The organism is Pseudomonas sp. SO81, from assembly GCF_030374125.1.
Lineage (GTDB): Bacteria > Pseudomonadota > Gammaproteobacteria > Pseudomonadales > Pseudomonadaceae > Aquipseudomonas.
In genome coordinates, this window is the sequence record NZ_CP126126.1 from 1581196 (window position 1) to 1603128 (window position 21933).

The following is a 21933-nucleotide window of genomic DNA, read 5'->3' on the forward strand; positions in this document are numbered from 1 at the left end:
CCTCGCCGACTTGCGCCTTGCCTGAGCTGCGCTCGCTACGACCTTGAACGACTTCCTGGAGACTGAAGAAGAATGATCATTCGCGACGCAGCCGAGGCCGACCTGCCCGCCCTGCGCGACATCTTCAACGACGCGGTGCTTAACACCACCGCGATCTGGATGGACGACGTGGTCGACCTGGCCAATCGTCAGGCCTGGTTCAACGCCCGCGCCCAGCAGGGCTACCCGATCCTGGTGGCCGAGAACGCCGCCGGTGAAGTGGTCGGCTACGCCTCTTTCGGCGACTGGCGGCCCTTCGATGGCTTCTGCCACACCGTCGAACACTCGGTGTATATCCGCGCCGACCAGCGCGGCAATGGCCTCGGCCCACTGCTGATGGCGGCCCTGATCGAGCGCGCCAAGGCCTGCGGCAAGCATGTGATGGTCGCCGCCATCGAGAGCGGCAACGCCGCCTCGATCCGCCTGCACGAACGCCTCGGTTTCATCACCACCGGGCAGATGCCCCAGGTGGGCCGCAAGTTTGGGCGCTGGCTGGACCTGACCTTCATGCAGCTGATCCTCACCCCGGAGCGCAGCGCACCATGACACCGCTCATCGAGCGTCTCGCTGCCGCTGACTTCGAGCAGTACCGCCCGCAGCTGATCCGGCTGTTGCTCGACGCCGTCGCGCAGGGCGCCTCGGTGGGCTTTCTCGCCGACCTCGACCAAGCCGAGGCCAGCGCCTATTTCAACCAGGTGCTGCACGGCCTGCGCGATGGCTCGCTGCTGCTGTGGGTCGCCGTGGAAGATGGCCAGGTGCTGGGCAGCGTGCAGCTGGGCCTGTGCCAGAAACGCAATGGCCTCAATCGCGCCGAGGTGCAGAAGCTGCTGGTGCATAGCGATGCCCGCCGCCGCGGTATCGCCCGCGCGCTGATGCTGCGCCTAGAGGGCGAGGCGGCCGAACTGAAACGCGGCCTGCTCTATCTGGATACCGAGGCGGGCAGCGACGCCGAACCCTTCTACCAGGCGCTGGGCTACACCAGCATCGGCGGCCTGCCCGACTACGCCTGCGGCCCGGACGGTACCTACCGGGCCAACGCCATCTACTACAAGACCCTGTCGAGGCCCCAGCCATGATTCCCGGCGAATACCAGATCCAGGACGGCGAGATCGAACTCAACGTCGGCCGCCGCACCCTGCGCGTGACCGTGGCCAACAGTGGCGACCGACCGATCCAGGTCGGCTCGCACTTCCACTTCTTCGAGACCAACGACGCACTGGCCTTCGAGCGTGAGCCCACGCGGGGCATGCGCCTGAATATCGCCGCTGGCACCGCCGTGCGCTTCGAGCCGGGGCAGTCGCGCGAAGTGGAACTGGTCGAGCTGGCCGGTGAGCGCCGCGTCTTCGGCTTCGCCGGTCGCATCATGGGAGCGCTGTGATGAAGATTTCCCGCCAAGCCTACGCCGACATGTTCGGCCCCACCGTCGGCGACAAGGTGCGCCTGGCCGATACCAACCTGTGGGTCGAGGTGGAGAAAGACTTCACCACCTACGGCGACGAGGTGAAGTTCGGCGGCGGCAAGGTGATCCGCGACGGCATGGGCCAGAGCCAGCTGTGCGCCAAGGACGTGGTCGACACGGTGATCACCAACGCGCTGATCATCGACCACTGGGGCATCGTCAAGGCGGATGTCGGTTTGAAGGGCGGGCGCATCGCCGCCATCGGCAAGGCCGGCAATCCGGACATTCAGCCCGACGTGACCATCGCCATCGGCGGCGCCACCGAGGTCATCGCCGGCGAAGGCATGATCCTCACCGCCGGCGGCATCGACACCCACATCCACTTCATCTGCCCGCAGCAGATCGAAGAGGCCTTGATGAGCGGCACCACCACCATGATCGGTGGCGGCACCGGCCCGGCCACCGGCACCTTCGCCACCACTGTCACGCCGGGGCCGTGGCATATGGCGATGATGCTCAAGGCCGCCGACGCCTTCCCAATGAACATCGGCTTCACCGGCAAGGGCAACGTCTCGCTGCCCGAGCCGCTGATCGAGCAGATCAAGGCCGGCGCGATTGGCCTGAAGCTGCACGAGGACTGGGGCACCACCCCGGCGGCGATCGACAACTGCCTGAGCGTGGCCGACCAGTACGACATTCAGGTGGCGATCCACACCGACACCCTCAACGAATCCGGCTTCGTCGAAACCACCCTCGGCGCGTTCAAGAACCGCACCATCCACACCTACCACACCGAAGGTGCCGGTGGCGGCCACGCGCCGGACATCATCAAGGCCTGCGGCTTCCCCAACGTGCTGCCCAGCTCGACCAACCCGACCCGGCCGTTCACCCGCAACACCATCGACGAACACCTGGACATGCTGATGGTCTGCCACCACCTCGACCCGAGCATCGCTGAGGACGTGGCCTTCGCCGAATCACGCATTCGCCGCGAGACCATCGCCGCCGAAGACATCCTGCACGACCTCGGCGCCTTCTCCATGATCAGCTCCGACAGCCAGGCCATGGGCCGCGTCGGCGAAGTGATCACCCGCTGCTGGCAAACCGCCGACAAGATGAAGCAGCAGCGCGGCGCACTGCCGGGCGACGGTCCGGGCAACGACAACTTCCGAGTCAAGCGCTACATCGCCAAGTACACCATCAACCCGGCGATCACCCACGGTATCAGCCACGAAGTCGGCTCCATCGAGGTGGGCAAGTTCGCCGACCTGGTGCTGTGGCGCCCGGCCTTCTTCGGGGTGAAGCCGACGCTGATCCTCAAGGGTGGCGCCATCGCCGCCAGCCTGATGGGCGACGCCAACGCCTCGATCCCGACGCCGCAACCGGTGCACTACCGCCCGATGTTCGGCAGCTACGCAGGCATGCTGCACGCCACCAGCCTGACCTTTATCAGCCAGGCGGCCATGGAAGCCGGTGTACCGCGGCAGCTCGGTTTGCAGAAGCAGATCGGCGTGGTCAAAGGTTGCCGCTCGGTGACCAAGGCCGACCTGATCCACAACGACTACCTGCCGAGCATCGAGGTCGACCCGCAGAACTATCAGGTGAAGGCCGACGGCCAGCTGTTGTGGTGCGAGCCGGCCGAGGTGCTGCCAATGGCGCAGCGCTACTTCCTGTTCTGAGCCGTGCGCCTCAGGAGCGCCGCTGGCTCCAGGCCAGCGCCGCGCCACTGAGGATGATCACGGCCATGCCGAGTACGGCCCAGGCATCGGGCAGGTGACCAAACACCACGACGCCGATCAGCGCGGCGATCAGGATCTGCCCATAGGTGAAGGGCGCCAGGCTAGCGGCGCTGGCGAAGCGGTAGGCATGGGTCAGCAGCATGTGCCCGGTCATCGCCAGGCAACCCAGGGCCGCCATCAGCAGCACATCCATCGGCGCCGGCATCTGCCAGGTCCAGGGCAGCAGCAGGCCGGTTCCCAGGGTGCCCACCAGCGCGGTGAGGAAGTTGCTGGTGGCAGGGGCATCGGTAGCGCTGAGCCGGCGGGTGAGCAGCTGGTACAGACCGAAGCAGAACGCGGCGGCCAGGGGCAACAGGCTCGCCGGAGTGAACAGCTCGCCACCGGGTCGCACGATCAGCAGCACGCCGAGCAGGCCGCCGCCCACCGCCAGCCACAGCCCGCGACTGACCGCCTCCTTCAGCCACAGCACCGACAGCACCACGACCACCAGCGGCGCCAGGAAGATCACCGCCGTCGCCTCGCCCAGCGGGATGTAGCGCAAACCGGAGTAGAACAGCAGCGTCACCCCGACCAGGCTCAGGCCACGCGCCAGCTGCAGCAGCGGCCGGCGGGTGCGCACCAGGTCCAGCCCCATGCGCGGGGCGAACACCACCAGCATCAGCAGGTTCTGCGCCAGGTAGCGCAGGCACACCACCATTAGCAGCGGATAGGAGGCGGTGAGGGTCTTGGCCAGGGCATCCTGGCTGGACAGCAGCAGGCCGGCGGCGAGGATCAGCGCAATGCCCAGACCGGGGCGGGAATGCTGGTGCAAAATCAGAACAACCTAATAATGAGCCGGCTAACAATTTTGCCAAAAACCACTTCCGCCAACCAGCGCCGACCGTCCACTGACCCGCCGCCGATTGGGTATGGGACTAGAGTGAATGCACCGCTCCGCTGATCGAGGTCGCCATGTCCACGCCACTTCGCACCACCCTCCTCACCTGCTCGCTGTTGTTGAGCGCAACGGCCGGCGCAGAGACCCTGGTTCCGCTCAACGGCCAGAGTCAGCAGCAGATCCAGAGTGATATCGCCTCCTGCCAAAGCCAGGCATCCGGCACTTCCAGCAGTTCTACCAGCAGTGGTGGCGGGCGCCTGCGCGGCGCCGCCGTGGGCGCTGCAGCCGGTGCGGCGGCCGCCGAAGTACGCGGGCGCCAGCACGACGAGGCCTACGACCGCATCGACGATGATGTGAAGCAGGAGTACCGGCAGAACCAGGCTCGGGAGGCGGCAGCCGCCGGCGTGGTGGTCGGCGGTTCCCGGCAGCGCCGAGATCGGCGTGAAGAGCGGCGCAACGACCAGGCCGCACAAAGCGGCTCCAGCCAGGCCTATATGAACTGCATGAGCGCCCGCGGCTACTCGGTCAGCCCCTGAACCTCTGCCTGGGGCAAAGCGGTGATTCCAGGATAACCATCGGACCAGGGAGCTCCTGTGGTGGAGGATCATTGCCTGCCAACACCGTTGCAATGGCAAGGGTTATTGGCCCCTGAACCACAACCCCATAGAATCGGCCGCTCGATTGCATCAAGGATGAAGAAGCATGCTCCACGCAAGAATTGGCCTGCTGGTTTTGGTCGCCCTGCTGTTTAGCGGTTGCGCGACGCCCAATATCGGCAGCAACTACCGATTGAACGAAGCAAGTGGAGAGGGCTTGGTGATCGGCTCCGTCACCTACAACGGCAGCGTATCGTCATACAAGATCTTCTACCGCCAGCTCCCTACAGGCGAGTCAGGTTTTTTCAAGGCAGGGGGAACCCAGATACCACCGTTTCCCCGTAACGATTTCAGTGGCACCGGGACCGGTGCGGTGGGTGAGCTGTTCAGCGCGAAATTGCCAGCCGGTCGCTATGAGTTCTTCACCTGGAACGTCGCCACTGGCGTCGCCGAGATACAGGCAACCGAGCCATTCAGCATCGAGTTCGTGGTCACTGCCGGGAAGCCTGTCTATCTCGGAAACTTCCACTTTCTTCCCACCAGAAGTCCGGGCCTGCCCGTTACCGGGGCAAACGTTTATCACCGCCAGCAAAGCGCTCAAGATCTTGCCCTATTCAAGCGAAGATACCCACAACTGGCACAGCAGAGCATTGCCATGCCGTGGCCCGCTGACATGCCCGATCAACGCATCGGGAAAAACTACAGCACGGTGGTTCGGCTGCCCTAGCGCAACTGGCTGTCCTTGCTGCCACGCCTGTTGTAGCCGCTGAACGCCGCCTGCTCTCTGTCGTGCTCCGCCTGACACTTCACGCACAGGCGCACGCCGGGCACCGCCTGGCGGCGGGCCTCGGGGATCGGGGCATCGCATTCTTCGCAATGATGCAGGCTCTCGCCCCTGGGCAGCTGGCTGCGCGCCCGGGCGACGGCGTCCTCGATGCTGCTGTCGATCTGTTCCTGCACTGCGCTATCGTTGGTCCATCCGCCGGCCATGAAGCACCTCCGGGCATCTGTCTCACTAGCAGATATGCGCCCGCCACCGGCAGATTGCAAGCGCAGCGCCAGCCCGCCGGCTGGCTATGCTTGCAGTAACCGCGAGGGAATTCCGCCGATGTCCTGCCTACGCCCACTGGCGATTCTGCTGTTGAGTTGCAGCGCCCTGCTGGCGCGAGCGGAGACGCTGGTCGCCATCGACAACGCCAATCCGCCGTTCATGTACCAGCATGAGGAGCAGCCGCAGGGGCTCTACCCGCAGATGCTGCAGGCGATATTTGCCCGTCTCGGCGAACCGCTGCTGATCCAGCCCATGCCGTGGAAACGTGCGCTGCTCAGAGGCGCCGCCGGAGAAGTGGGCATCGCCGGCATCTATCGCAACGCCGAGCGCATCAAGCTGTTCGACTACTCCGAGCCGATCTTCGAGGAACGCCTGCTGCTCTATGTGCAGCAGGACAAGCCGTTGGCCTTCGACCAGATCGGCGACCTGCATGGCAAACGCATCGGTGTGATTCGCGGCTGGAGCTATACCGAGGACTTCGACCAGGCGGTACGCGAAGGACGAATCCTCGCCCAAGAAGGCAGCTCGGACGAGGCCAACCTGCGCAAACTGGCATCCGGCCGGCTGGATGCGGTGGTGGTGATCGAACTGGCCGGGCAGCGACTGCTGCAGCTACCTGGCATGGAGCACCTGACCGCCCTGCCCCAGCCGCTGAGCATCAACCCTACCTTCCTGGTGTTCGCCAAGCAGGCCGATCAGCGCGAGCTGCTGCAGCGCTTCAACCAGATACTGCGGGAGATGCGTCAGGACGGCTCGCTGCAGCGTCTGGTGCAGCAGGCCACCGCTACTCCTTGACGTTCATATACTCGCGCGCCCAGACGATGTAGTCCTCGGGCTGGGTGTACTTGTGCGTCAGCTCGGTGGCGTTGAGGTCGCTGGCGGCGATGCCGCGCTGCTCGCGCAGGCAGTCGTAGGTGGCCTTGATCGCGGCGAAGTAGGCGGCGTGGCCGTCGACCACGATGCGCACGCCGAGGCTGGCCAGGCGGGCGTCGTCGCGCAGCGAGGGGTTGCCATAGCTGACCAGCATCAGCGGCACGCTGAGGTTCTCGGCGATCTGCTCCAGGTGTTCGAAGTCGCGGATGCCGACCATGCAGATGCCGTCGGCGCCAGCCTGCTGGTAGGCCTGGGTGCGGCGGATTACCTCGTCCACCTCGAGTACGCCGGCGTTGGTGCGGGCGATGATCGCCAGGTCCGGATCGACCCGCGCTTCCAGCGCCGCGCGGATCTTGCCGACGCCCTCGTCGACGCCGATGAGGTCGGTGGATTTGCGACCGAACTGGGCCGGCAGCAGGGTGTCCTCGATGGTCAACGCGGCGATGCCGGCGCGTTCCAGTTCCACCACAGTGCGCATCACGTTGAGCGCGTTGCCGTAGCCGTGGTCGGCGTCGGCGATGACCGGCAGACGCGCCACGCGGCCGATACGTGAGGCCTGCTCGACGAATTCGCTGAGCGTGATCAGGGCGAAGTCCGGCGCGGCCAGAACTTGTAGTGAAGCTACAGAGCCACCCAAGATGCCCACCTCGAAACCGAGGTCGGCGGCGATCCGCGCGGACATGGGATCGAACACCGAAGCCGTGTGATAGCAGGCATTGGAGGCGAGTAATGCGCGGAACTGCGCGCGAAGGTCGTGGTGCGAGGTTCTGTGCATGGGAGCCGCTACTGCCGATTCGTTGTCATTTGGATCGACCAATTATGTAGTAAAACTACAAAACCAGCCAAGTCCCGCCAAGCGAAGTTGCCAGATCAGTCTTGCGCTCGCCTTTCAGCGGCGCAATCGCCGCCTTCCGATAGACCGAACCTTCCGACAAGGGGTGGATTCCTTCAAATCTATTTTGTTATGTTATTTCATCTATATAAGGAAATGACATGGAAAATCTGCATAAAATCGGATTGATAGGAATATCAACCACCCTGCTCGGTAGCGCGGTCTGGGCGAAAGAACCCGTTCAGCTGGAAAGCCTGACCATCACCGACAGCCACTACGAGAGCGCTACCAGCCCGGTCGACGGCTACCGCGCCACCCGCTCCGCCACGGCCACGCGCAGCGATGTGGACATTCGCGACACGCCGCAGAGTATCGACGTGGTACCGGCACAGGTACTGGAAGACCTCAACACCACGCGCATCGACCGCGCCCTGGATTTTGCCGGCGGCGTGTCGCGGCAGAACAACTTCGGCGGCCTGACCTTCCTCAACTACAGCGTGCGCGGCTTCACCACCGGCGAGCTGTATCGCAACGGCTTCGCCATCAACCGCGGCAGCTACAGCTCGCCGGACGCCTCCGCCATCGAGCGCGTCGAGGTACTGAAAGGCCCCTCGGCCAGCCTGTATGGCCGTGGCGACCCGGGCGGCCTGGTCAATATCGTCAGCAAGCGTCCGCAAGCGGAAGCATTCAGTAAGCTCAACCTCAGTGCCGGCAGCTGGGACCGTTACCGCAGCAGCCTGGATGCCAACACGCCGCTGAGCGAGGACGGCAGCCTGCTGTCACGCATCAACCTGGCGGTGGAAGACAACGGCAGCTTCCGCGATCACGTCGGCAACCGCCGCCAGGTGGTCACGCCTTCGCTGAGCTGGCAGCTCGACCCGGACACCACGCTGCAGCTCGACGCCGAGTTCTCCCGCACCGAGTCGGTGTTCGATCGCGGCATCCCGGCGGTGAATGGTGAGCTGGGCTCGGTGCAGCGCTCCACCTTCCTCGGCGAGCCCAACGATGGCGATATCCGCAACGACAACCAGACTCTTGATCTGGCGCTGGAACGCTATCTCAACGAGGACTGGAAGCTGCGCCTGGCCAACCACTACACCCAGGGCCATCTGAATGGCGACAGCTCCGAGCCGCAAAGACTGGTCGGCGACACCATCACCCGCTTCTACCGCCAGCGCGACTTCGAGTGGAACGACAGCATCACCCAGGCCGAGCTGCACGGCAGCTTTGAACTGGGTGGCTGGCAGCACCAGAGCCTGATCGGCCTGGAGTACGAGAACTACCGCAACAGCCAGAAATACCCGCAGAGCGACACTCTGGCCAGCTACGGCCTGGATATCTACAAGCCGGTGTATGGCGCGCCCAAGCCGCCGATCACCAGGCCCAACGACTTCCACGAACACACCGAGAGCTACGCCCTCAACCTGCAGGATCAGATCGCCTTCACCGAGCGCCTGCGCGGCCTGGTCGGTGTGCGCCTGGAGCGCGTGGAGCAGACCTCGCTGAACCGCGCCACGGGCGTCAGCAACCAGCAGGAGAAGGATGTCGCCACTCCGCGCGTCGGCCTGCTCTACCAGCTCACCCCGGAAGTCGGCGTATTCGCCAACGCCGGCACCTCGTTCAAGCCCAACGCCATCGGCAGCCAGGGCCAGGTGTACAAGCCGGAGAAGGGCCTGGGCTACGAGACCGGCTTCAAGCTCGACCTGCTCGACGGCCGCCTGGGCGGCACCATCGCGCTGTTCCACATCGACAAGGAAAACGTGGTCACCACCGATGCCCTCGGTGACAGCGTGGCCGCCGGCGAGGCGCGCAGCCGCGGCCTGGACCTACAGCTCAGCGGCCAGCTCAGCGATGCCGTACGAGTGATCGGCGCCTACGCCTATATCGATGCCGAGGTGACCAAGGGCGACGCCGCCATCCCGGCCGGCAGCGACCTGCTCGGCATCCCGCGCCACGCCGGCAGCCTGATGGCCGTGTACGAATTCCAGGACGGCGCCCTGCGCGGTTCGGATATCGGCGCGGCCTTCAACCATGTCGGCGAACGCTCCGGCCAGTCCGGCAGCGACTTCCGCCTGCCGGACTACCAGACCCTGGACCTGCTGGCCCACTACAAGGCCAGCGAGGACCTGACCCTGGGCGTGAAACTCAACAACCTATTCGACCGCAAGTACTACGAGCGCTCCTACAACAGCGTCTGGGTACTGCCCGGCGAGCCCCGCAACCTCAGCTTCAGCCTGAGCCTCAACCTCTGATCACAAGGACTTCACCGATGCGTACTTCTTACTCCCTCCTGCTCGCCGGCCTGCTCGTCTGCGGCCAGGCCACCGCCCACGGTCTGTGGACCGAGCAGCGCCGTGGCAATGTCGAAGTGATCTACGGCCACGGCGCCGAGGACGATGCCTTCAAGGCGCAGAAGGTCAGCGGCGCCTGGGCCTATGACGGCAGGGGCCGCATGGTTCCGGTCGGCATTCAGCGCCTGGACGACCACGCCCGCCTGCAGCCGCTGCGCGCCCCGGCGGTGCTGGCCGTGGCCCTGGACAACGGCACCTGGTCGCAGACCCCGGACAAGCAGTGGGTCAACCAGGGCCGCCGCCAGGTGCCGAACTCGATCCACTCGCTGCACACCTACAAGTACAGCCTGGCCATCCACCACGCCGGGGCCAGCCTGCCGGACCTGAAACAACTGCGCCTGGCCATCGTGCCGCAGGTCGACCCGCTCGGCGTCGGCCCGGGCAACCCACTGCGCGTGCGGGTGCTGGTCGACGGCCAGCCGGCCAGGGACGTGAAGCTGATCGGCGATTACCGCGGCATGCCCCACGACATCAGCGCCACCACCGATGCCGATGGCTATGCCGAGGTGAAGGTGCGTAACGAGGGGCTGAACGTGATCGCCGCGGCGCTATACCTGCCGGTCAAGGGCGACGCGGACATCGACGAACTCGGCCTCTTCAGCTCGCTGACCTTCCTCGGCAGCGAGCATCGCGAGTAGCGCGCCTCAGGGCGCGGCGGCCTGGGGCAGCCAGCGCCGGCGAATGGCATCCAGGCTGCCATCATGGCGCATGCCGTCGAGCTGGCGCTGCCACTGACCCACCAGATTCGGCGAGGTACGCGGCGAGAAGGCGATGTAGTAGTCGGACTTCATGAACACCAGATGGCCCTGCACCTCCTCTGGGGTCAGGCCGCCGCTGGCCAGTTCCTCGCGCAGGGTCAGGTCCTCGGTGGCGATCAGCTTGACCCGGCCGTGCTTGAGCATGGTCACCATCTGCTTGGAGCTGGGCACGCCGTAGAGGTTGGTGAAGCCCATGCGCTCCAGGCTCTCGTAGGTGTACCACTGCTTGGGCAGGGCCAGGGTGCCGGCATGGGCCGCCTGCTCCAGGCTGTCGATCTGCAGCCCGCTGGTCTTCAGCGAATAGAAGCGGGTGGAGCCGCGCAGGATCGGACCGACCCATTGGAACGACGACTCCCGCTCCACCGTGCGCACCACCGAGAACAGGCCGGTGTCGGCCTCGCTCTTGGCCAGGTGATAGGCGCGGGTCCAGGGCAGCAGCTCGACACTGGCGCTGCTGCCGGTGCGGCGGATCAGCTCGTGCACCACCTCAACCGCATAGCCGTCGGGCTGGCCATCGCGCATAAAGCTGGTCGGCGGGGCTTCTTCGGTCAGCAGACGCAACTCGCCCGCCGCCCATCCGGGCAGCAGGCCGAAAGCCAGCCAGGCGAACAGCCAAGCACGCATCGAAGAACTCCCTCCCCACCGCTTCAGCCTAGCCCAAGGCGCGCGCGGGATCAGGGTTTAAGCAGACTCTGGATGGTGCTTTCGCTGAGGTTGTGGCGATCGACATACACGGCCGCCAGCTTCACCTCGCGCGGGCCATCGCGCTCGCCCTGCAGCAGGCGCTGGGCACGCAGCACGCTCTGGTAGCCGATCTGCCGCGGCTGCTGGACCATCAGCGCGCTGACCTCGCCCTGGCGCAGCGCCGCCACCAGCAACGGGCTGGCATCGAAACCGATATGCACCAGCTTGCCCGCCGACTTGAGTCGGCGCAGGGCGCCGAGTACTTCCTGGGTGGTGCCCTCGCTGGGCGTGAACAGCCCGTCCAGTTCGCGCAGCTCACGCGCCAGACGGGCCAGCGCCTGTTCGTCGCCCAGCGGCAGGTAACGCTCCAGCGCAATCTCCAGGCCACCCTCGCGCGCGCCCTGCAGGAAACCGCGCTCACGCTCGCTGGTGGACTGCACCTGGGCATTGAAGCGCAGCAGCGCGACCCGGCCCTTGCCGCCGAGCAGACGCGCCATCTGTCGGCCGGCCTGCATGCCGGCACTGAAGTTGTCGGTGGCGATGGCGGCGACCACCGCGTCGTCGCCCAGGTCGCGGTCGATGTACAAGCTGGCGATGCCCTTGCGCTTGAGGGCCTGCAGGTGCTCGGCGATCTCCGGCCCGCTGGGCGCGACGATCAGCACCCGGCAGCGGTTGCTCAGCACCTTGTCGATCAGGCGCAGCTGCACCCCGGCGTCGGCATCGCGTGCGGGCCCGCGGAAATGCAGGTGCACGCCCTGCTCGTCGGCCGCCTGCGCCGCGCCTTCGCGCACCTGCTGCCAGAAAGACTGGCCGCCGGCACTGGTGACCATGCCGATGCAGTCCGCCAGCGCCAGCGGCGACGACAGCAGCAACAGACACGCCAGCAGGCTACAACGGGGAACAACGGACATCGATGGCGCTTCCACGGCAGTTGGGGGCAACGACCAAGGGCCGCTCCTTGCAATTTAGCATCCCGCCGCCGGGCCGGCAGCCGACCTGCGGCATGCACGAGGCGACGCGCTCGCATAGAATGCGCGGCCGTTTTTCCGGAACACCGCGCCATGAACCACGCCTCCCCCGCCAATGCCCTAGGCATCGACTTCGGCACCTCCAACTCCACCGTCGGCTGGTGGCGTCCCGGCATGGAGCCCTTGCTGGAGCTGGAGGACGGCAAGATCACCCTGCCCTCGGTGATCTTCTTCAATACCGAAGAGCGCCGCCCGGTCTATGGCCGCCAGGCTCTGAACGAGTACCTGGAAGGCTACGAAGGCCGCCTGATGCGCGCGCTGAAGAGTCTGCTCGGCTCCAAGCTGCTGAAGAGCGAGACCACCGTGCTGGGTAGCGCCCTGCCGTTCCGCGATCTGCTCGGCTTCTTTATCGGCGAACTCAAGCGCCGCGCCGAGGCCCAGGCCGGCCGCGAGTTCGAACAGGTGGTGCTGGGCCGCCCGGTGTTCTTCGTCGACGACGACCCGCAGGCCGACGCCGAGGCCGCCAATACCCTGCTGGCGGTGGCGCACAAGCTGGGCTTCAAGGACGTGTCGTTCCAGTTCGAGCCGATCGCCGCGGCCTTCGACTACGAGCGCAGTATCCAGCGCGAGGAACTGGTGCTGATCGTCGACATCGGCGGCGGTACCTCGGACTTCTCCCTGGTGCGCCTGGCCCCCGAGCGCCGCCACCTCGACCAGCGCCAGGACGACATCCTGGCCACCGGCGGCGCGCATATCGGCGGTACCGACTTCGACAAGCAGCTGAGCCTGGACGGGGTGATGCCGCTGTTCGGCTACGGCAGCCGGATGAAGAGCGACGCGCTGATGCCCACCAGCCACCACCTCAACCTGGCCACCTGGCACACCATCAACGCGGCGTACGCGCAGAAGGCCCAGCTGGCGCTGAAGAGCATGCGCTACGACATCGTCGACCCGACCGGCATCGACCGCCTGCTGCGCCTCACCGAGCAGCGCGCCGGCCACTGGCTGGCCATGCAGGTGGAGGAGGCGAAGATCACCCTGACCGAACAGCCCGAGTACCGCATCGACCTGGCACGCATCGAGGCCGACCTGCAGGTGCTGCTCGACCGCCCGCTGTTCGACCAGGCCATCGACGGCCTGCTGGTACGCATCCGCGAGGGTGTCGACGAGCTGCTGCAGCGCGCCGGCGTCGACCACGCGGCGGTCGATACGATCTTCTTCACCGGCGGCTCCAGTTCGGTGCCGGCCCTGCGCCAGAGCGTCGCCGCCCTGCTGCCGAATGCCCGCGGCACCGAGGGCAACAGCTTCGGCAGCATTGGCAGCGGTCTGGCCATCGAGGCCGCGCGTCGCTACGGCTAAGAGCCTGCCCACAACCTCCTGGCTCGCGGCCATACTGCGTTAAAAACGCCCTCGGAATGCTCATTTACCACTCGTAAACTGCGCTTCCTCGGGCGTTTTTGCGGGGCCGCCGAGGCCTTGTCTGGCCCTAATCCAGAAGGCCGTGAACAGGCTCTAGCACTGCTGGGTGATGGCGGTCGCTGCAGGGCGACCGGCAAAACGCTAAGGTGGAGCCATCTATCCGTCGGAGACCGCCATGCGCCACGCCCTGCTTCTGCTCAGCCTGTTCACCCTCGCCGCCTGCGACGGCGGCGTGGCCACCACCACCTCCGCCAAGCTGCAGGCGGACAAGGCGCAACAGGCCCAGCAACAGATGGAACAGCTCAAGCAGCAGATCGATCAGGTCAACGCGCAGAACGAGAAGAAACTGCAGGACATGAACGAGCAACTCGATCAGTAGAACGAAAAAGGCCGGGCAAATGCCCGGCCTTTTTTCATTGCCGCCGCAGAATCAGGCGGCGCGGCGCAGCAGGAAGAAGCCGGCCACCGCGCAGATGGCCGCCGGCACCGCCACCGCCAGCAGCGGCGAGAAGCCGAACACCAGGCTGGACGGGCCGAGCAGGTCCTGGCCGATGCGGAACACGAAGCCCACCAGCACGCCGGTAAACACGCGCTGGCCGAGGGTCACCGAGCGCAGCGGGCCGAAGATGAAGGAGATCGCCATCAGCACCAGCGCGGCGGTCACCAGCGGCTGCAGCACCTTGGTCCAGAACGCCAGCCAGTAGCTGCCATTGTTCAGGCCCTGCTCGGCCAGGTAATGGATGTAGCGCCACAGGCCGCTGACCGACAGGGCCTCGGGCTCCAGCACCACAGTACCGAGCAGCTGCGGGTTGAGCTCGATGTCCCAGCGCAGGCTTTCGGCCTTCTGCACCTCGGTGCTCTTGTCGTGGAAGACGGTGGTCTTCACATCCTCCAGCATCCAGTGGTCGCCCTGGTACTGGGCGCGACGGGCGAAGCTGGCGGACTGCAGCTTGCGCTGCTCGTCGAACTGGTAGCGGGTCACGCCGACCAGCTTGCCATTGGGCTGCACGGCGTTGATGTGCACATACTCCTGGCCCTGGCGGTGCCACAGGCCGTGCTTGGAGCTCTGCGCCTCGCCGCCGCCCTGGGCCAGGGAACGGTGGGCCTGGGCCAGGTTCTCGCTCCAGGGCGCCAGGTACTCGCCGACCAGCACGCCGGCCAGCATCAGCACCAGCATGGGTTTCATCACCGCCCAGACGATGCGCCCGACCGATACCCCGGCGGCGCGCATGATGGTCAGTTCGCTGTTGCTGGCCAGGCTGCCGAGGCCGATCAGGCAGCCGATCAGCGCCGCCATCGGCAGCATCTCGTAAGCCCGCCGCGGCAGGGTCAGCAGCACGTAGATCAGCGCCTCGAGGGTGCCGTAGCTGTCGCTGAGGTCGCCCAGCTCGTCGACGAAGGCGAACAGCAGGGCCAGGCCGACGATGATGCCGAGTACCGAGAGGATGGCGAGGAAGACGCTGGTGCCGATATAGCGGTCGAGCTTATGCATGGGCCATCTCCTTCACTGCACGGCGACTGGCCAGCTTGAGTTTCAGCGGTTGCCAGAGGAACAGCGCGGCGCCGATCAGCAGGAATAGCGCGTGCACCCACCACAGGCCCAGCTCCATGGGAATCTTGCCCTTGTCCAGCTGGCCGCGGGCGCCGATCAGCAGCGCCAGGTAGGCCATGTACAGGAGGATCGCCGGCAGCAGCTTGAGGAAGCGGCCCTGGCGCGGGTTGACCCGGGCCAGCGGCACCGCCAGCAGGGTGACGATGAACACCAGCAGCGGAATCGACAGGCGCCACTGCAGTTCGGCCTGGTGACGCGGTTCGTCGCTGCCGATCAGCTCGCGGGTCGGAATCGCCTCGCGCTCGCCGATCTCGGCGCTGACGCTGGGCTTGGCCAGCAGCACACCGTGGGTCTCGTATTTGGTGGCGCGATAATCGGCCTGGCCGGGATTGCCGTCGTAGCGGTAGCCGTTTTCCAGGATCAGGTAGCGGCTGCCGTCTGCCTGGATCACCTGGCGGCCCTTCTCCGCCACCAGCAGGGTGATGGCGCTGTCCTTCTTCTCGCCTTCGGATTTGCTGCGCGCCCGCTTCTCGGTGGTGAACACGCCGGCCAGCTGGCCGCGGTCCTCGGACAGGCCTTCGGTGTAGGTCACCCGCGAGCCGTCCTTCATGGCCTGGAAGCGCCCCGGCACCAGGGTGTCGAACTCGGTCATGGCGTCCTGCTGGTTGAAGATCTTCGCCACTTCGGCTACGCCCTGCGGCGCCAGGCCCAGGCTCAACCAGGCCACCAGCACCGCGACGATGGCGGCCGGCGCCATGCTGTAGCCGAGCAGGCGGCGGTTGCTCATGCCGGTGGCGGACAGCACGGTCATCTCGCTGTCCAGGTACAGGCGCCCGTAGGCCAGCAGGATGCCGAGGAACAAGCCCAGCGGCAGAATCAGCTGGAGGAAGCCGGGCATGCGATAGCCCATGATCAGGAACAGTACACCCGGGTCCAGCACTCCCTGTGCGGCCTGGGCGAGGTACTTGATGAAGCGCCCGCTCATGATGATCACCAGCAGCACGGCACTCACCGCACTGAGGGTCATCAGCACTTCGCGGGACAGATAACGGAAGACGATCAAACCGGACGCTCCAGGGTTGTCAGGCTCAGGCGGCAACGCTCACACTAGCCGCTCTCGGTTACACGGCCCGCAGCAGCAGGCCTCGAAAAAATAGCCGGCATTATCTGCCAAACCCGCTTCTTTGTCTTGGGGACAGCACATGGAATTCCTCGTCAAAAGCACCCGCCCGGAAACCCTGAAGACCGCCACCCTGGTGATCGCCCTCGGTGAAGGCCGCAAGCTCGGCGTCGCGGCCAAGGCCGTGGACGATGCCAGCGGCGGCGCCATCTCCACCCTGCTCAAGCGTGGTGACATCGCCGGCAAGCAGGGCCAGACCCTGCTCCTGCACAGCCTGCCGGGCCTCAAGGCCGAGCGTGTGCTGCTGGTGGGCAGCGGCAAGGGTGAGCTATCCGACCGCCAGTTCCGCAAGTTGGTTGCAGCCGCCCATGGTGCGCTGAAGAACCTCGGCGGCACGGACGCGGTACTGGCCCTCGACGAGCTCAAGGTCAAGGGCCGCGATGCCTATGGCAAGGCCCGCCTGCTGGTGGAGACCCTGGCCGATGGCAGCTACGTGTTCGACCAGTTCAAGAGCAAGAAGGCCGAAGCCCGGGCGCTGAAGAAGATCACCCTGCTGGTCGACAAGGCCGGCCTGGCCGACGCCGAGCGCGGCAGCCTGCATGCCCAGGCCATCGCCAGCGGCATGACCTTCACCAAGAACCTCGGCAACCTGCCGCCGAACCTGTGCCACCCCAGCCACCTGGCCGAAGAGGCCAAGGCCCTGGCCAAGGCGCACAAGAACCTCAAGGTCGACATCCTCGACGAGAAGAAGCTCAAGGAGCTCGGCGCCGGCGCCTTCCTCGCCGTGGCCCAGGGCAGCGAGCAGCCGCCGCGGATGATCGTACTCAACTACCAGGGCGGCAAGAAGGACGAACAACCCTTCGCCCTGGTCGGCAAGGGCATCACCTTCGACACCGGCGGCATCAGCATCAAGCCGGCCGCCGGCATGGACGAGATGAAGTACGACATGTGCGGCGCCGCCAGCGTGCTCGGCACACTGCGCGCCGTGCTCGAACTGCAGCTGCCGATCAACCTGGTGTGCCTGCTGGCCTGCGCCGAGAACATGCCCAGCGGTAGAGCGACTCGACCGGGCGATATCGTCACCACCATGAGCGGGCAGACCGTCGAGATACTCAACACCGACGCCGAAGGCCGCCTGGTGCTGTGCGATACCCTAACCTACGCCGAGCGCTTCAAGCCGCAAGCGGTGATCGACATCGCCACCCTAACCGGCGCCTGCGTGGTCGCCCTTGGCGCCAATGTCTCCGGCCTGATGGGCAACAACGACGCGCTGGTGAAGCAGATTCTCAAGGCCGGCGAGAGCGCCGACGACCGCGCCTGGCAGCTGCCGCTGTACGACGAGTACCAGGAACAGCTGGACAGCCCGTTCGCCGACATCGCCAACATCGGCGGGCCGAAGGCCGGCACCATCACCGCAGGCTGCTTCCTGTCGCGCTTCGCCAAGAGCTACCACTGGGCGCACCTGGACATCGCCGGCACCGCCTGGATCAGCGGCGGCAAGGACAAGGGTGCCACCGGCCGCCCGGTGCCCCTGCTGACCCAGTACCTGCTGGATAGGGTCAAGTGAAGGTCGAGTTCTACGTTCTCTCCTCCGCCACGCCGGAAGGCCGCCTGCGCGCGGCCTGCCAGCTGGCGAGCAAGGCCTGGAAGGCCGGTCTGCCGGTATTTCTGCGCGGCGCCGACGAAGCTCAGTGCGCCGCCCTGGACCAGCTGCTGTGGAGCTTCCGCCCGGAGTCGTTCATCCCCCACGGCCTGCACGAGGAAGACCCGCAGGCGCCGGTGGTGATCGGTCTCGACCAGGCGCCGAGCCAGGCCGGCGGCGTGCTGCTCAACCTGCATCCGCAGCTGTCGCCGCACCTGGCCCAGTTCAGCCGGGTGATCGAGATCGTCAACCAGGAACCGGCCCTGCTCGCCCAGTGCCGCGACAGCTTCCGCCAGTACCGCCAGCTGGGCCACGACCCGCAGCGCGTGGAACTCTGAAGGCCGCCGAGGTCGAAATAGGCCTAGACTCGGCGTAGAATCTGCCGCCCCGCCCATCTCTCCTTGCTCGCAACGCCCATGGACAGCTCCAAACCGCCCAAGCCCGATCTCCTGCTGGACGATCTGGAAGCCATCCGCCAGTTGCTGGAGAAGGAGCAGCTGGAGCCGCCGCTGCTGACCGAGACCCTGGACGACGACCTGCAGATTCCGCTGCTGTCGGAAATCATCGAGCCCAGCCCGATAACTCCAGCCCCAACCCCAGCACCAGCGCTACCCCCCACGCCGATTGCCAGCGTGCCGCTGTCCTACCCGGTACAGCCGGCCGTCGCCCCGGCGCCCGCAGCTCCCGCCGCCGCGACACCCAGAGCGACACAGCCCCAGGTCAGCGCCAGCGTGGCGCAGAGCGGCCTGATCCAGAGCCGCCTGGACGCCGAGCTGCGCGCCGCCGCCCAGCTGATCCTGCAGGACGTGATCGACGACTTCGTGCCGCAGATCGAGGCCGAGCTCAAGCGCCGCCTGGATGCACGCCTCGACCGCCTGATCAAGCAGCCCAAGCCCTAACGATCTCTTGATCGTCGGCCATGCTGCGTTGAAATCGGGCCGGGACGCGTAGCCTCGGGCTGCTCATTTACGACTTGTAAACTCCGCACCCTCGCCCATTTGATTTGCTGGCGCTCACCCTTCGGGCCAGCCTGCGGCTGTTACTCCCGCTGGTCGTCGCGCCTTGCCTGGCTCTAGCTCAAAAGATCGTAGAGGCCCCACTAATAGACGCCAGCCGGCGGCCAGTGGCCCAGGGCGGGTGCCAGCCGTTATACTTCGCGGCTTTCCCCGCCCAGTTGCCAATACGGTCCCGCCGCACCCATGGACAAGACCTACCAGCCCCACGCCATCGAAACTTCCTGGTACCAGACCTGGGAGAAGAACAACTACTTCGCCCCGCAAGGTTCCGGCGAGCCCTACACCATCATGATCCCGCCGCCGAACGTCACCGGCAGCCTGCACATGGGCCATGGCTTCAACAACTCGATCATGGACTGCCTGATCCGCTTCCGCCGCATGCAGGGCCGCAACACCTTGTGGCAGCCGGGCACCGACCACGCGGGCATCGCCACGCAGATGGTGGTCGAGCGCCAGCTGGCCGCCGACGGCGTCGGTCGCCACGACCTGGGCCGCGAGAAGTTTCTGGAGAAGGTCTGGGAGTGGAAGGAACAGTCCGGCGGCACCATCACCCGGCAGATTCGTCGCCTGGGCTCCTCGGTGGACTGGTCGCGCGAGCGCTTCACCATGGACGAGGGCCTATCCGAAGCCGTTAAAGAGGCCTTCGTGCGCCTGCACCAGGACGGCCTGATCTACCGCGGCAAGCGCCTGGTCAACTGGGACACCAAGTTCCACACGGCCATCTCCGACCTCGAAGTGGAAAACCACGACGAGAAGGGCCACCTGTGGAACCTGCGCTACCCGCTGGCCGACGGCAACAAGACCGCCGACGGCAAGGACTACCTGATCGTCGCCACCACCCGCCCGGAAACCATGCTCGGCGACAGCGCCGTGGCCGTGCACCCGGAAGACGAGCGCTATAAAGCCCTGATCGGCACCTTTGTCGAGCTGCCGCTGGTGGGCCGGCGTATCCCGATTATTGGCGACGACTACTGCGACCCAGAGTTCGGCACCGGCTGCGTGAAGATCACCCCGGCCCACGACTTCAACGATTACGAAGTCGGCAAGCGCCACAACCTGCCGCTGCTCAACATCTTCGACAAGAACGCCGCCGTGCTGGCCAAGGCCCAGGTGTTCAACATCGACGGCAGCGTCAACACCGAGATCGACGGCAGCCTGCCGGCCGAGTACGCCGGCCTCGAGCGCTTCGTCGCCCGTAAGCAGATCGTTGCCGCTTTCGAAGCCGCCGGCCTACTGCAGAGCATCGACGACCACGCCCTGAAAGTGCCGAAGGGCGACCGCTCCGGCACCGTCATCGAGCCGTGGCTGACCGACCAGTGGTACGTCTCCACCAAGCCGCTGGCCGAGAAAGCCATCGCCGTGGTCGAGAGCGGCGAGATCCAGTTCGTGCCCAAGCAGTACGAGAACATGTACTTCAGCTGGATGCGCGACATCCAGGACTGGTGCATCAGCCGTCAGCTCTGGTGGGGCCACCGTATCCCGGCCTGGTACGACGACGCCGGCAACGTCTATGTCGGCCGCGACGAGGCGGAAGTACGCGCCAAGCACAACCTCGGCGATGCCAACCTGCGCCAGGACGAAGACGTGCTCGACACCTGGTTCAGCTCCGGCCTGTGGACCTTCTCCACCCTCGGCTGGCCGCAGCAGACCGACTTCCTCAAGACCTTCCACCCCACAGATGTCCTGGTAACGGGCTTCGACATCATCTTCTTCTGGGTCGCCCGGATGATCATGCTGTCCACCCACCTGACCGGGCAGATCCCGTTCAAGACCGTGTACGTGCACGGCCTGGTACGCGATGGCCAGGGCCAGAAGATGTCCAAGTCCAAGGGCAACGTGCTCGACCCGCTGGATATCGTCGACGGTATTGGCCTCGAAGAGCTGCTGGAGAAACGCACCAGCGGCATGATGCAGCCCAAGCTGGCCGAGAAGATCGCCAAGCAGACCCGCGCCGAGTTCCCCGAAGGCATCGCCGCCTACGGCACCGACGCCCTGCGCTTCACCAACCTGGCGCTGGCTTCTACCGGCCGTGACATCAAGTTCGACATGGGCCGCGTCGAGGGTTACCGCAACTTCTGCAACAAGCTGTGGAACGCCGCCAACTTCGTCATCGAGAACACCGATAACCAGGACACTGGCATCAATGGCGAGCCGGTCGACCTGTCGCCGGTGGACCGCTGGATCATCTCCGCCCTGCAGCGCTGCGAGCAGGACGTAACCCGCCACCTCGACGCCTTCCGCTTCGACATGGCCGCCCAGGCCCTGTACGAGTTCATCTGGGACGAGTACTGCGCCTGGTATCTGGAGCTGGTTAAACCCGTTCTCTGGGACGAAAACGCTCCAGTAGAGCGCCAGCGCGGCACCCGCCGCACCCTGGTGCGCGTGCTGGAAGTGATCCTGCGCCTGGCCCACCCGTTCATGCCCTTCATCACCGAAGAAATCTGGCAGCGCATCAAGGGTCAGGCTGGCATCACTGGCGAGACCATCATGCTGCAGGCCTGGCCGGTGGCGAACGAGAGCCGCATCGACGCCGCCGCCGAAGGCGACATCGAGTGGGTCAAGCAACTGATGCTCGGCGTACGGCAGATCCGTGGCGAGATGAAAATCTCCATGGCCAAGCGCATCGATATCATCGTGCAGAACGCCAACGGCGACGACCTGCGCCGCCTGGCCGACTTCGAGCCGCTGCTCAGCAAGCTTGCCAAGCTGGAATCGGTCCGCGTACTGGCTGCCGGCGAAGAAGCGCCGATGTCCGCCACTGCCCTGGTCGGCGAGATGCAGGTGCTGGTGCCGATGGCCGGGCTGATCGACAAGGACGCCGAACTGGCGCGCCTGGACAAGGAAATCCAGCGCCTGCAAGGCGAAGTCCAGCGCGTCGGCGGCAAGCTGAGCAACGAAGGCTTCGTCGCCAAGGCGCCGGCCGAGGTGCTCGACAAGGAGCGCGCCAAGCTGGCCGAAGCCGAACAGGCGCTGGCCAAGCTGGTCGGGCAGCGCGAGAAGATCGCCAACCTGTAAGA

The 21933-nt window shown here is 65.9% G+C and carries 22 protein-coding genes; 15 read left to right on the plus strand and 7 right to left on the minus strand.

Annotated elements, in window-relative coordinates; all coding sequences use genetic code 11:
• The first annotated feature begins 72 nt into the window (after positions 1 to 72).
• The 4 genes from OH686_RS07580 to ureC are packed head-to-tail and all read left to right on the plus strand — an operon-like array spanning position 73 to position 3117.
• The gene (locus OH686_RS07580; protein WP_289537416.1) at positions 73 to 585 is read left to right on the plus strand and encodes a GNAT family N-acetyltransferase; all 513 of its coding nucleotides are present in this window, start codon (positions 73 to 75) and stop codon (positions 583 to 585) included.
• Positions 582 to 1115, plus strand: coding sequence for a GNAT family N-acetyltransferase (locus OH686_RS07585; RefSeq protein ID WP_289537419.1), 534 nt, complete (start codon positions 582 to 584; stop codon positions 1113 to 1115). The genes OH686_RS07580 and OH686_RS07585 overlap by 4 nt, the downstream gene beginning before the upstream one ends.
• Positions 1112 to 1417, plus strand: coding sequence for an urease subunit beta (locus OH686_RS07590; protein WP_289537421.1), 306 nt, complete (start codon positions 1112 to 1114; stop codon positions 1415 to 1417). Before OH686_RS07585 ends, OH686_RS07590 begins: the two co-directional genes overlap by 4 nt.
• A complete protein-coding gene (gene ureC / locus OH686_RS07595; RefSeq protein WP_289537423.1) occupies positions 1417 to 3117 on the plus strand; it encodes an urease subunit alpha in 1701 nt (566 codons plus the stop codon). The genes OH686_RS07590 and ureC overlap by 1 nt, the downstream gene beginning before the upstream one ends.
• Positions 3118 to 3127: 10 nt before the next feature.
• On the opposite strand, the gene OH686_RS07600 is transcribed toward ureC, so the two are convergent.
• Complete coding sequence (locus tag OH686_RS07600; protein WP_289537425.1) at positions 3128 to 3988, minus strand: DMT family transporter; 861 nt, start codon at positions 3986 to 3988, stop codon at positions 3128 to 3130.
• A gap of 140 nt (positions 3989 to 4128) precedes the next feature.
• On the opposite strand from OH686_RS07600, the gene OH686_RS07605 reads away from it, so the two are divergent.
• Together OH686_RS07605 and OH686_RS07610 are read left to right on the plus strand one after the other, a co-directional pair.
• Complete coding sequence (locus OH686_RS07605) at positions 4129 to 4590, plus strand: YMGG-like glycine zipper-containing protein (protein WP_289537427.1); 462 nt, start codon at positions 4129 to 4131, stop codon at positions 4588 to 4590.
• A 166-nt stretch (positions 4591 to 4756) separates the two neighbouring features.
• Positions 4757 to 5377 carry a hypothetical protein gene (locus tag OH686_RS07610; protein WP_289537429.1) on the plus strand — a complete coding sequence of 207 codons (621 nt, stop codon included), beginning with the start codon at positions 4757 to 4759 and terminating at the stop codon, positions 5375 to 5377.
• Here the strand turns inward: OH686_RS07610 and OH686_RS07615 are convergent.
• Positions 5374 to 5640 carry a DksA/TraR family C4-type zinc finger protein gene (locus OH686_RS07615; RefSeq protein ID WP_137974096.1) on the minus strand — a complete coding sequence of 89 codons (267 nt, stop codon included), beginning with the start codon at positions 5638 to 5640 and terminating at the stop codon, positions 5374 to 5376. The two genes, OH686_RS07610 and OH686_RS07615, sit on opposite strands and share 4 nt — an antisense overlap.
• A 118-nt stretch (positions 5641 to 5758) precedes the next feature.
• Here OH686_RS07615 and OH686_RS07620 point away from each other — a divergent pair, with 118 nt between their 5' ends.
• Complete coding sequence (locus OH686_RS07620) at positions 5759 to 6496, plus strand: substrate-binding periplasmic protein (protein ID WP_289537432.1); 738 nt, start codon at positions 5759 to 5761, stop codon at positions 6494 to 6496.
• On the opposite strand, the gene OH686_RS07625 is transcribed toward OH686_RS07620, so the two are convergent.
• The gene (locus OH686_RS07625) at positions 6486 to 7349 is read right to left on the minus strand and encodes an oxaloacetate decarboxylase (protein ID WP_280053692.1); all 864 of its coding nucleotides are present in this window, start codon (positions 7347 to 7349) and stop codon (positions 6486 to 6488) included. The genes OH686_RS07620 and OH686_RS07625 overlap by 11 nt on opposite strands.
• A gap of 218 nt (positions 7350 to 7567) precedes the next feature.
• Here OH686_RS07625 and OH686_RS07630 point away from each other — a divergent pair, with 218 nt between their 5' ends.
• Complete coding sequence (locus OH686_RS07630) at positions 7568 to 9658, plus strand: TonB-dependent siderophore receptor (protein WP_289537437.1); 2091 nt, start codon at positions 7568 to 7570, stop codon at positions 9656 to 9658.
• A 17-nt stretch (positions 9659 to 9675) separates the two neighbouring features.
• Positions 9676 to 10395, plus strand: coding sequence for a DUF4198 domain-containing protein (locus tag OH686_RS07635; protein ID WP_289537439.1), 720 nt, complete (start codon positions 9676 to 9678; stop codon positions 10393 to 10395).
• 6 nt (positions 10396 to 10401) lie between these two features.
• Here OH686_RS07635 and OH686_RS07640 read toward each other — a convergent pair whose 3' ends face one another.
• Together OH686_RS07640 and OH686_RS07645 are read right to left on the minus strand one after the other, a co-directional pair.
• Positions 10402 to 11139, minus strand: a complete 738-nt coding sequence (locus tag OH686_RS07640) for a substrate-binding periplasmic protein (protein ID WP_289537441.1) — start codon at positions 11137 to 11139, stop codon at positions 10402 to 10404.
• A 50-nt stretch (positions 11140 to 11189) separates the two neighbouring features.
• Positions 11190 to 12110: a substrate-binding domain-containing protein gene (locus OH686_RS07645; RefSeq protein ID WP_289537444.1), complete on the minus strand. Its 921-nt coding sequence runs from the start codon at positions 12108 to 12110 to the stop codon at positions 11190 to 11192.
• Positions 12111 to 12260: 150 nt separating this feature from the next.
• On the opposite strand from OH686_RS07645, the gene OH686_RS07650 reads away from it, so the two are divergent.
• Together OH686_RS07650 and OH686_RS07655 are read left to right on the plus strand one after the other, a co-directional pair.
• The gene (locus OH686_RS07650) at positions 12261 to 13526 is read left to right on the plus strand and encodes an Hsp70 family protein (protein ID WP_289537447.1); all 1266 of its coding nucleotides are present in this window, start codon (positions 12261 to 12263) and stop codon (positions 13524 to 13526) included.
• 235 nt (positions 13527 to 13761) lie between these two features.
• The gene (locus tag OH686_RS07655; protein ID WP_289537450.1) at positions 13762 to 13965 is read left to right on the plus strand and encodes a hypothetical protein; all 204 of its coding nucleotides are present in this window, start codon (positions 13762 to 13764) and stop codon (positions 13963 to 13965) included.
• Between the two features lie 51 nt (positions 13966 to 14016).
• Here the strand turns inward: OH686_RS07655 and lptG are convergent, their stop codons facing one another.
• Positions 14017 to 15078, minus strand: coding sequence for an LPS export ABC transporter permease LptG (gene lptG, locus OH686_RS07660; RefSeq protein ID WP_289537453.1), 1062 nt, complete (start codon positions 15076 to 15078; stop codon positions 14017 to 14019).
• Entirely contained in the window at positions 15071 to 16201 is a 1131-nt protein-coding gene (lptF, locus tag OH686_RS07665) for an LPS export ABC transporter permease LptF (protein ID WP_289537457.1), read from the minus strand. Before lptF ends, lptG begins: the two co-directional genes overlap by 8 nt.
• 139 nt (positions 16202 to 16340) lie before the next feature.
• Between lptF and OH686_RS07670 the strand changes: the two genes are divergently transcribed.
• The 4 genes from OH686_RS07670 (at position 16341) to OH686_RS07685 (ending at position 21931) form a co-directional block, all read left to right on the plus strand.
• A complete protein-coding gene (locus OH686_RS07670) occupies positions 16341 to 17825 on the plus strand; it encodes a leucyl aminopeptidase (RefSeq protein WP_289537460.1) in 1485 nt (494 codons plus the stop codon).
• Positions 17822 to 18238: a DNA polymerase III subunit chi gene (locus OH686_RS07675; protein ID WP_289537462.1), complete on the plus strand. Its 417-nt coding sequence runs from the start codon at positions 17822 to 17824 to the stop codon at positions 18236 to 18238. Before OH686_RS07670 ends, OH686_RS07675 begins: the two co-directional genes overlap by 4 nt.
• A 78-nt stretch (positions 18239 to 18316) precedes the next feature.
• Positions 18317 to 18799 carry a DNA polymerase III subunit chi gene (locus tag OH686_RS07680; RefSeq protein ID WP_289537464.1) on the plus strand — a complete coding sequence of 161 codons (483 nt, stop codon included), beginning with the start codon at positions 18317 to 18319 and terminating at the stop codon, positions 18797 to 18799.
• A 300-nt stretch (positions 18800 to 19099) separates the two neighbouring features.
• Positions 19100 to 21931, plus strand: coding sequence for a valine--tRNA ligase (locus tag OH686_RS07685; RefSeq protein WP_289537466.1), 2832 nt, complete (start codon positions 19100 to 19102; stop codon positions 21929 to 21931).
• Positions 21932 to 21933 lie beyond the last annotated feature (2 nt).

What these genes read in the sequence shown, in the direction of transcription:
- OH686_RS07580 (WP_289537416.1), top strand. Translation starts at nt 73, where the DNA reads ATGATCATTCGCGACGCAGCCGAGGCCGACCTGCCCGCCCTGCGCGAC.
- OH686_RS07585 (WP_289537419.1), top strand. Translation starts at nt 582, where the DNA reads ATGACACCGCTCATCGAGCGTCTCGCTGCCGCTGACTTCGAGCAGTAC.
- OH686_RS07590 (WP_289537421.1), top strand. Translation starts at nt 1,112, where the DNA reads ATGATTCCCGGCGAATACCAGATCCAGGACGGCGAGATCGAACTCAAC.
- ureC (WP_289537423.1), top strand. Translation starts at nt 1,417, where the DNA reads ATGAAGATTTCCCGCCAAGCCTACGCCGACATGTTCGGCCCCACCGTC.
- OH686_RS07605 (WP_289537427.1), top strand. Translation starts at nt 4,129, where the DNA reads ATGTCCACGCCACTTCGCACCACCCTCCTCACCTGCTCGCTGTTGTTG.
- OH686_RS07610 (WP_289537429.1), top strand. Translation starts at nt 4,757, where the DNA reads ATGCTCCACGCAAGAATTGGCCTGCTGGTTTTGGTCGCCCTGCTGTTT.
- OH686_RS07615 (WP_137974096.1), bottom strand. Translation starts at nt 5,640, where the DNA reads ATGGCCGGCGGATGGACCAACGATAGCGCAGTGCAGGAACAGATCGAC.
- OH686_RS07620 (WP_289537432.1), top strand. Translation starts at nt 5,759, where the DNA reads ATGTCCTGCCTACGCCCACTGGCGATTCTGCTGTTGAGTTGCAGCGCC.
- OH686_RS07625 (WP_280053692.1), bottom strand. Translation starts at nt 7,349, where the DNA reads ATGCACAGAACCTCGCACCACGACCTTCGCGCGCAGTTCCGCGCATTA.
- OH686_RS07630 (WP_289537437.1), top strand. Translation starts at nt 7,568, where the DNA reads ATGGAAAATCTGCATAAAATCGGATTGATAGGAATATCAACCACCCTG.
- OH686_RS07635 (WP_289537439.1), top strand. Translation starts at nt 9,676, where the DNA reads ATGCGTACTTCTTACTCCCTCCTGCTCGCCGGCCTGCTCGTCTGCGGC.
- OH686_RS07640 (WP_289537441.1), bottom strand. Translation starts at nt 11,139, where the DNA reads ATGCGTGCTTGGCTGTTCGCCTGGCTGGCTTTCGGCCTGCTGCCCGGA.
- OH686_RS07645 (WP_289537444.1), bottom strand. Translation starts at nt 12,110, where the DNA reads ATGTCCGTTGTTCCCCGTTGTAGCCTGCTGGCGTGTCTGTTGCTGCTG.
- OH686_RS07650 (WP_289537447.1), top strand. Translation starts at nt 12,261, where the DNA reads ATGAACCACGCCTCCCCCGCCAATGCCCTAGGCATCGACTTCGGCACC.
- OH686_RS07655 (WP_289537450.1), top strand. Translation starts at nt 13,762, where the DNA reads ATGCGCCACGCCCTGCTTCTGCTCAGCCTGTTCACCCTCGCCGCCTGC.
- lptG (WP_289537453.1), bottom strand. Translation starts at nt 15,078, where the DNA reads ATGCATAAGCTCGACCGCTATATCGGCACCAGCGTCTTCCTCGCCATC.
- OH686_RS07670 (WP_289537460.1), top strand. Translation starts at nt 16,341, where the DNA reads ATGGAATTCCTCGTCAAAAGCACCCGCCCGGAAACCCTGAAGACCGCC.
- OH686_RS07680 (WP_289537464.1), top strand. Translation starts at nt 18,317, where the DNA reads ATGGACAGCTCCAAACCGCCCAAGCCCGATCTCCTGCTGGACGATCTG.
- OH686_RS07685 (WP_289537466.1), top strand. Translation starts at nt 19,100, where the DNA reads ATGGACAAGACCTACCAGCCCCACGCCATCGAAACTTCCTGGTACCAG.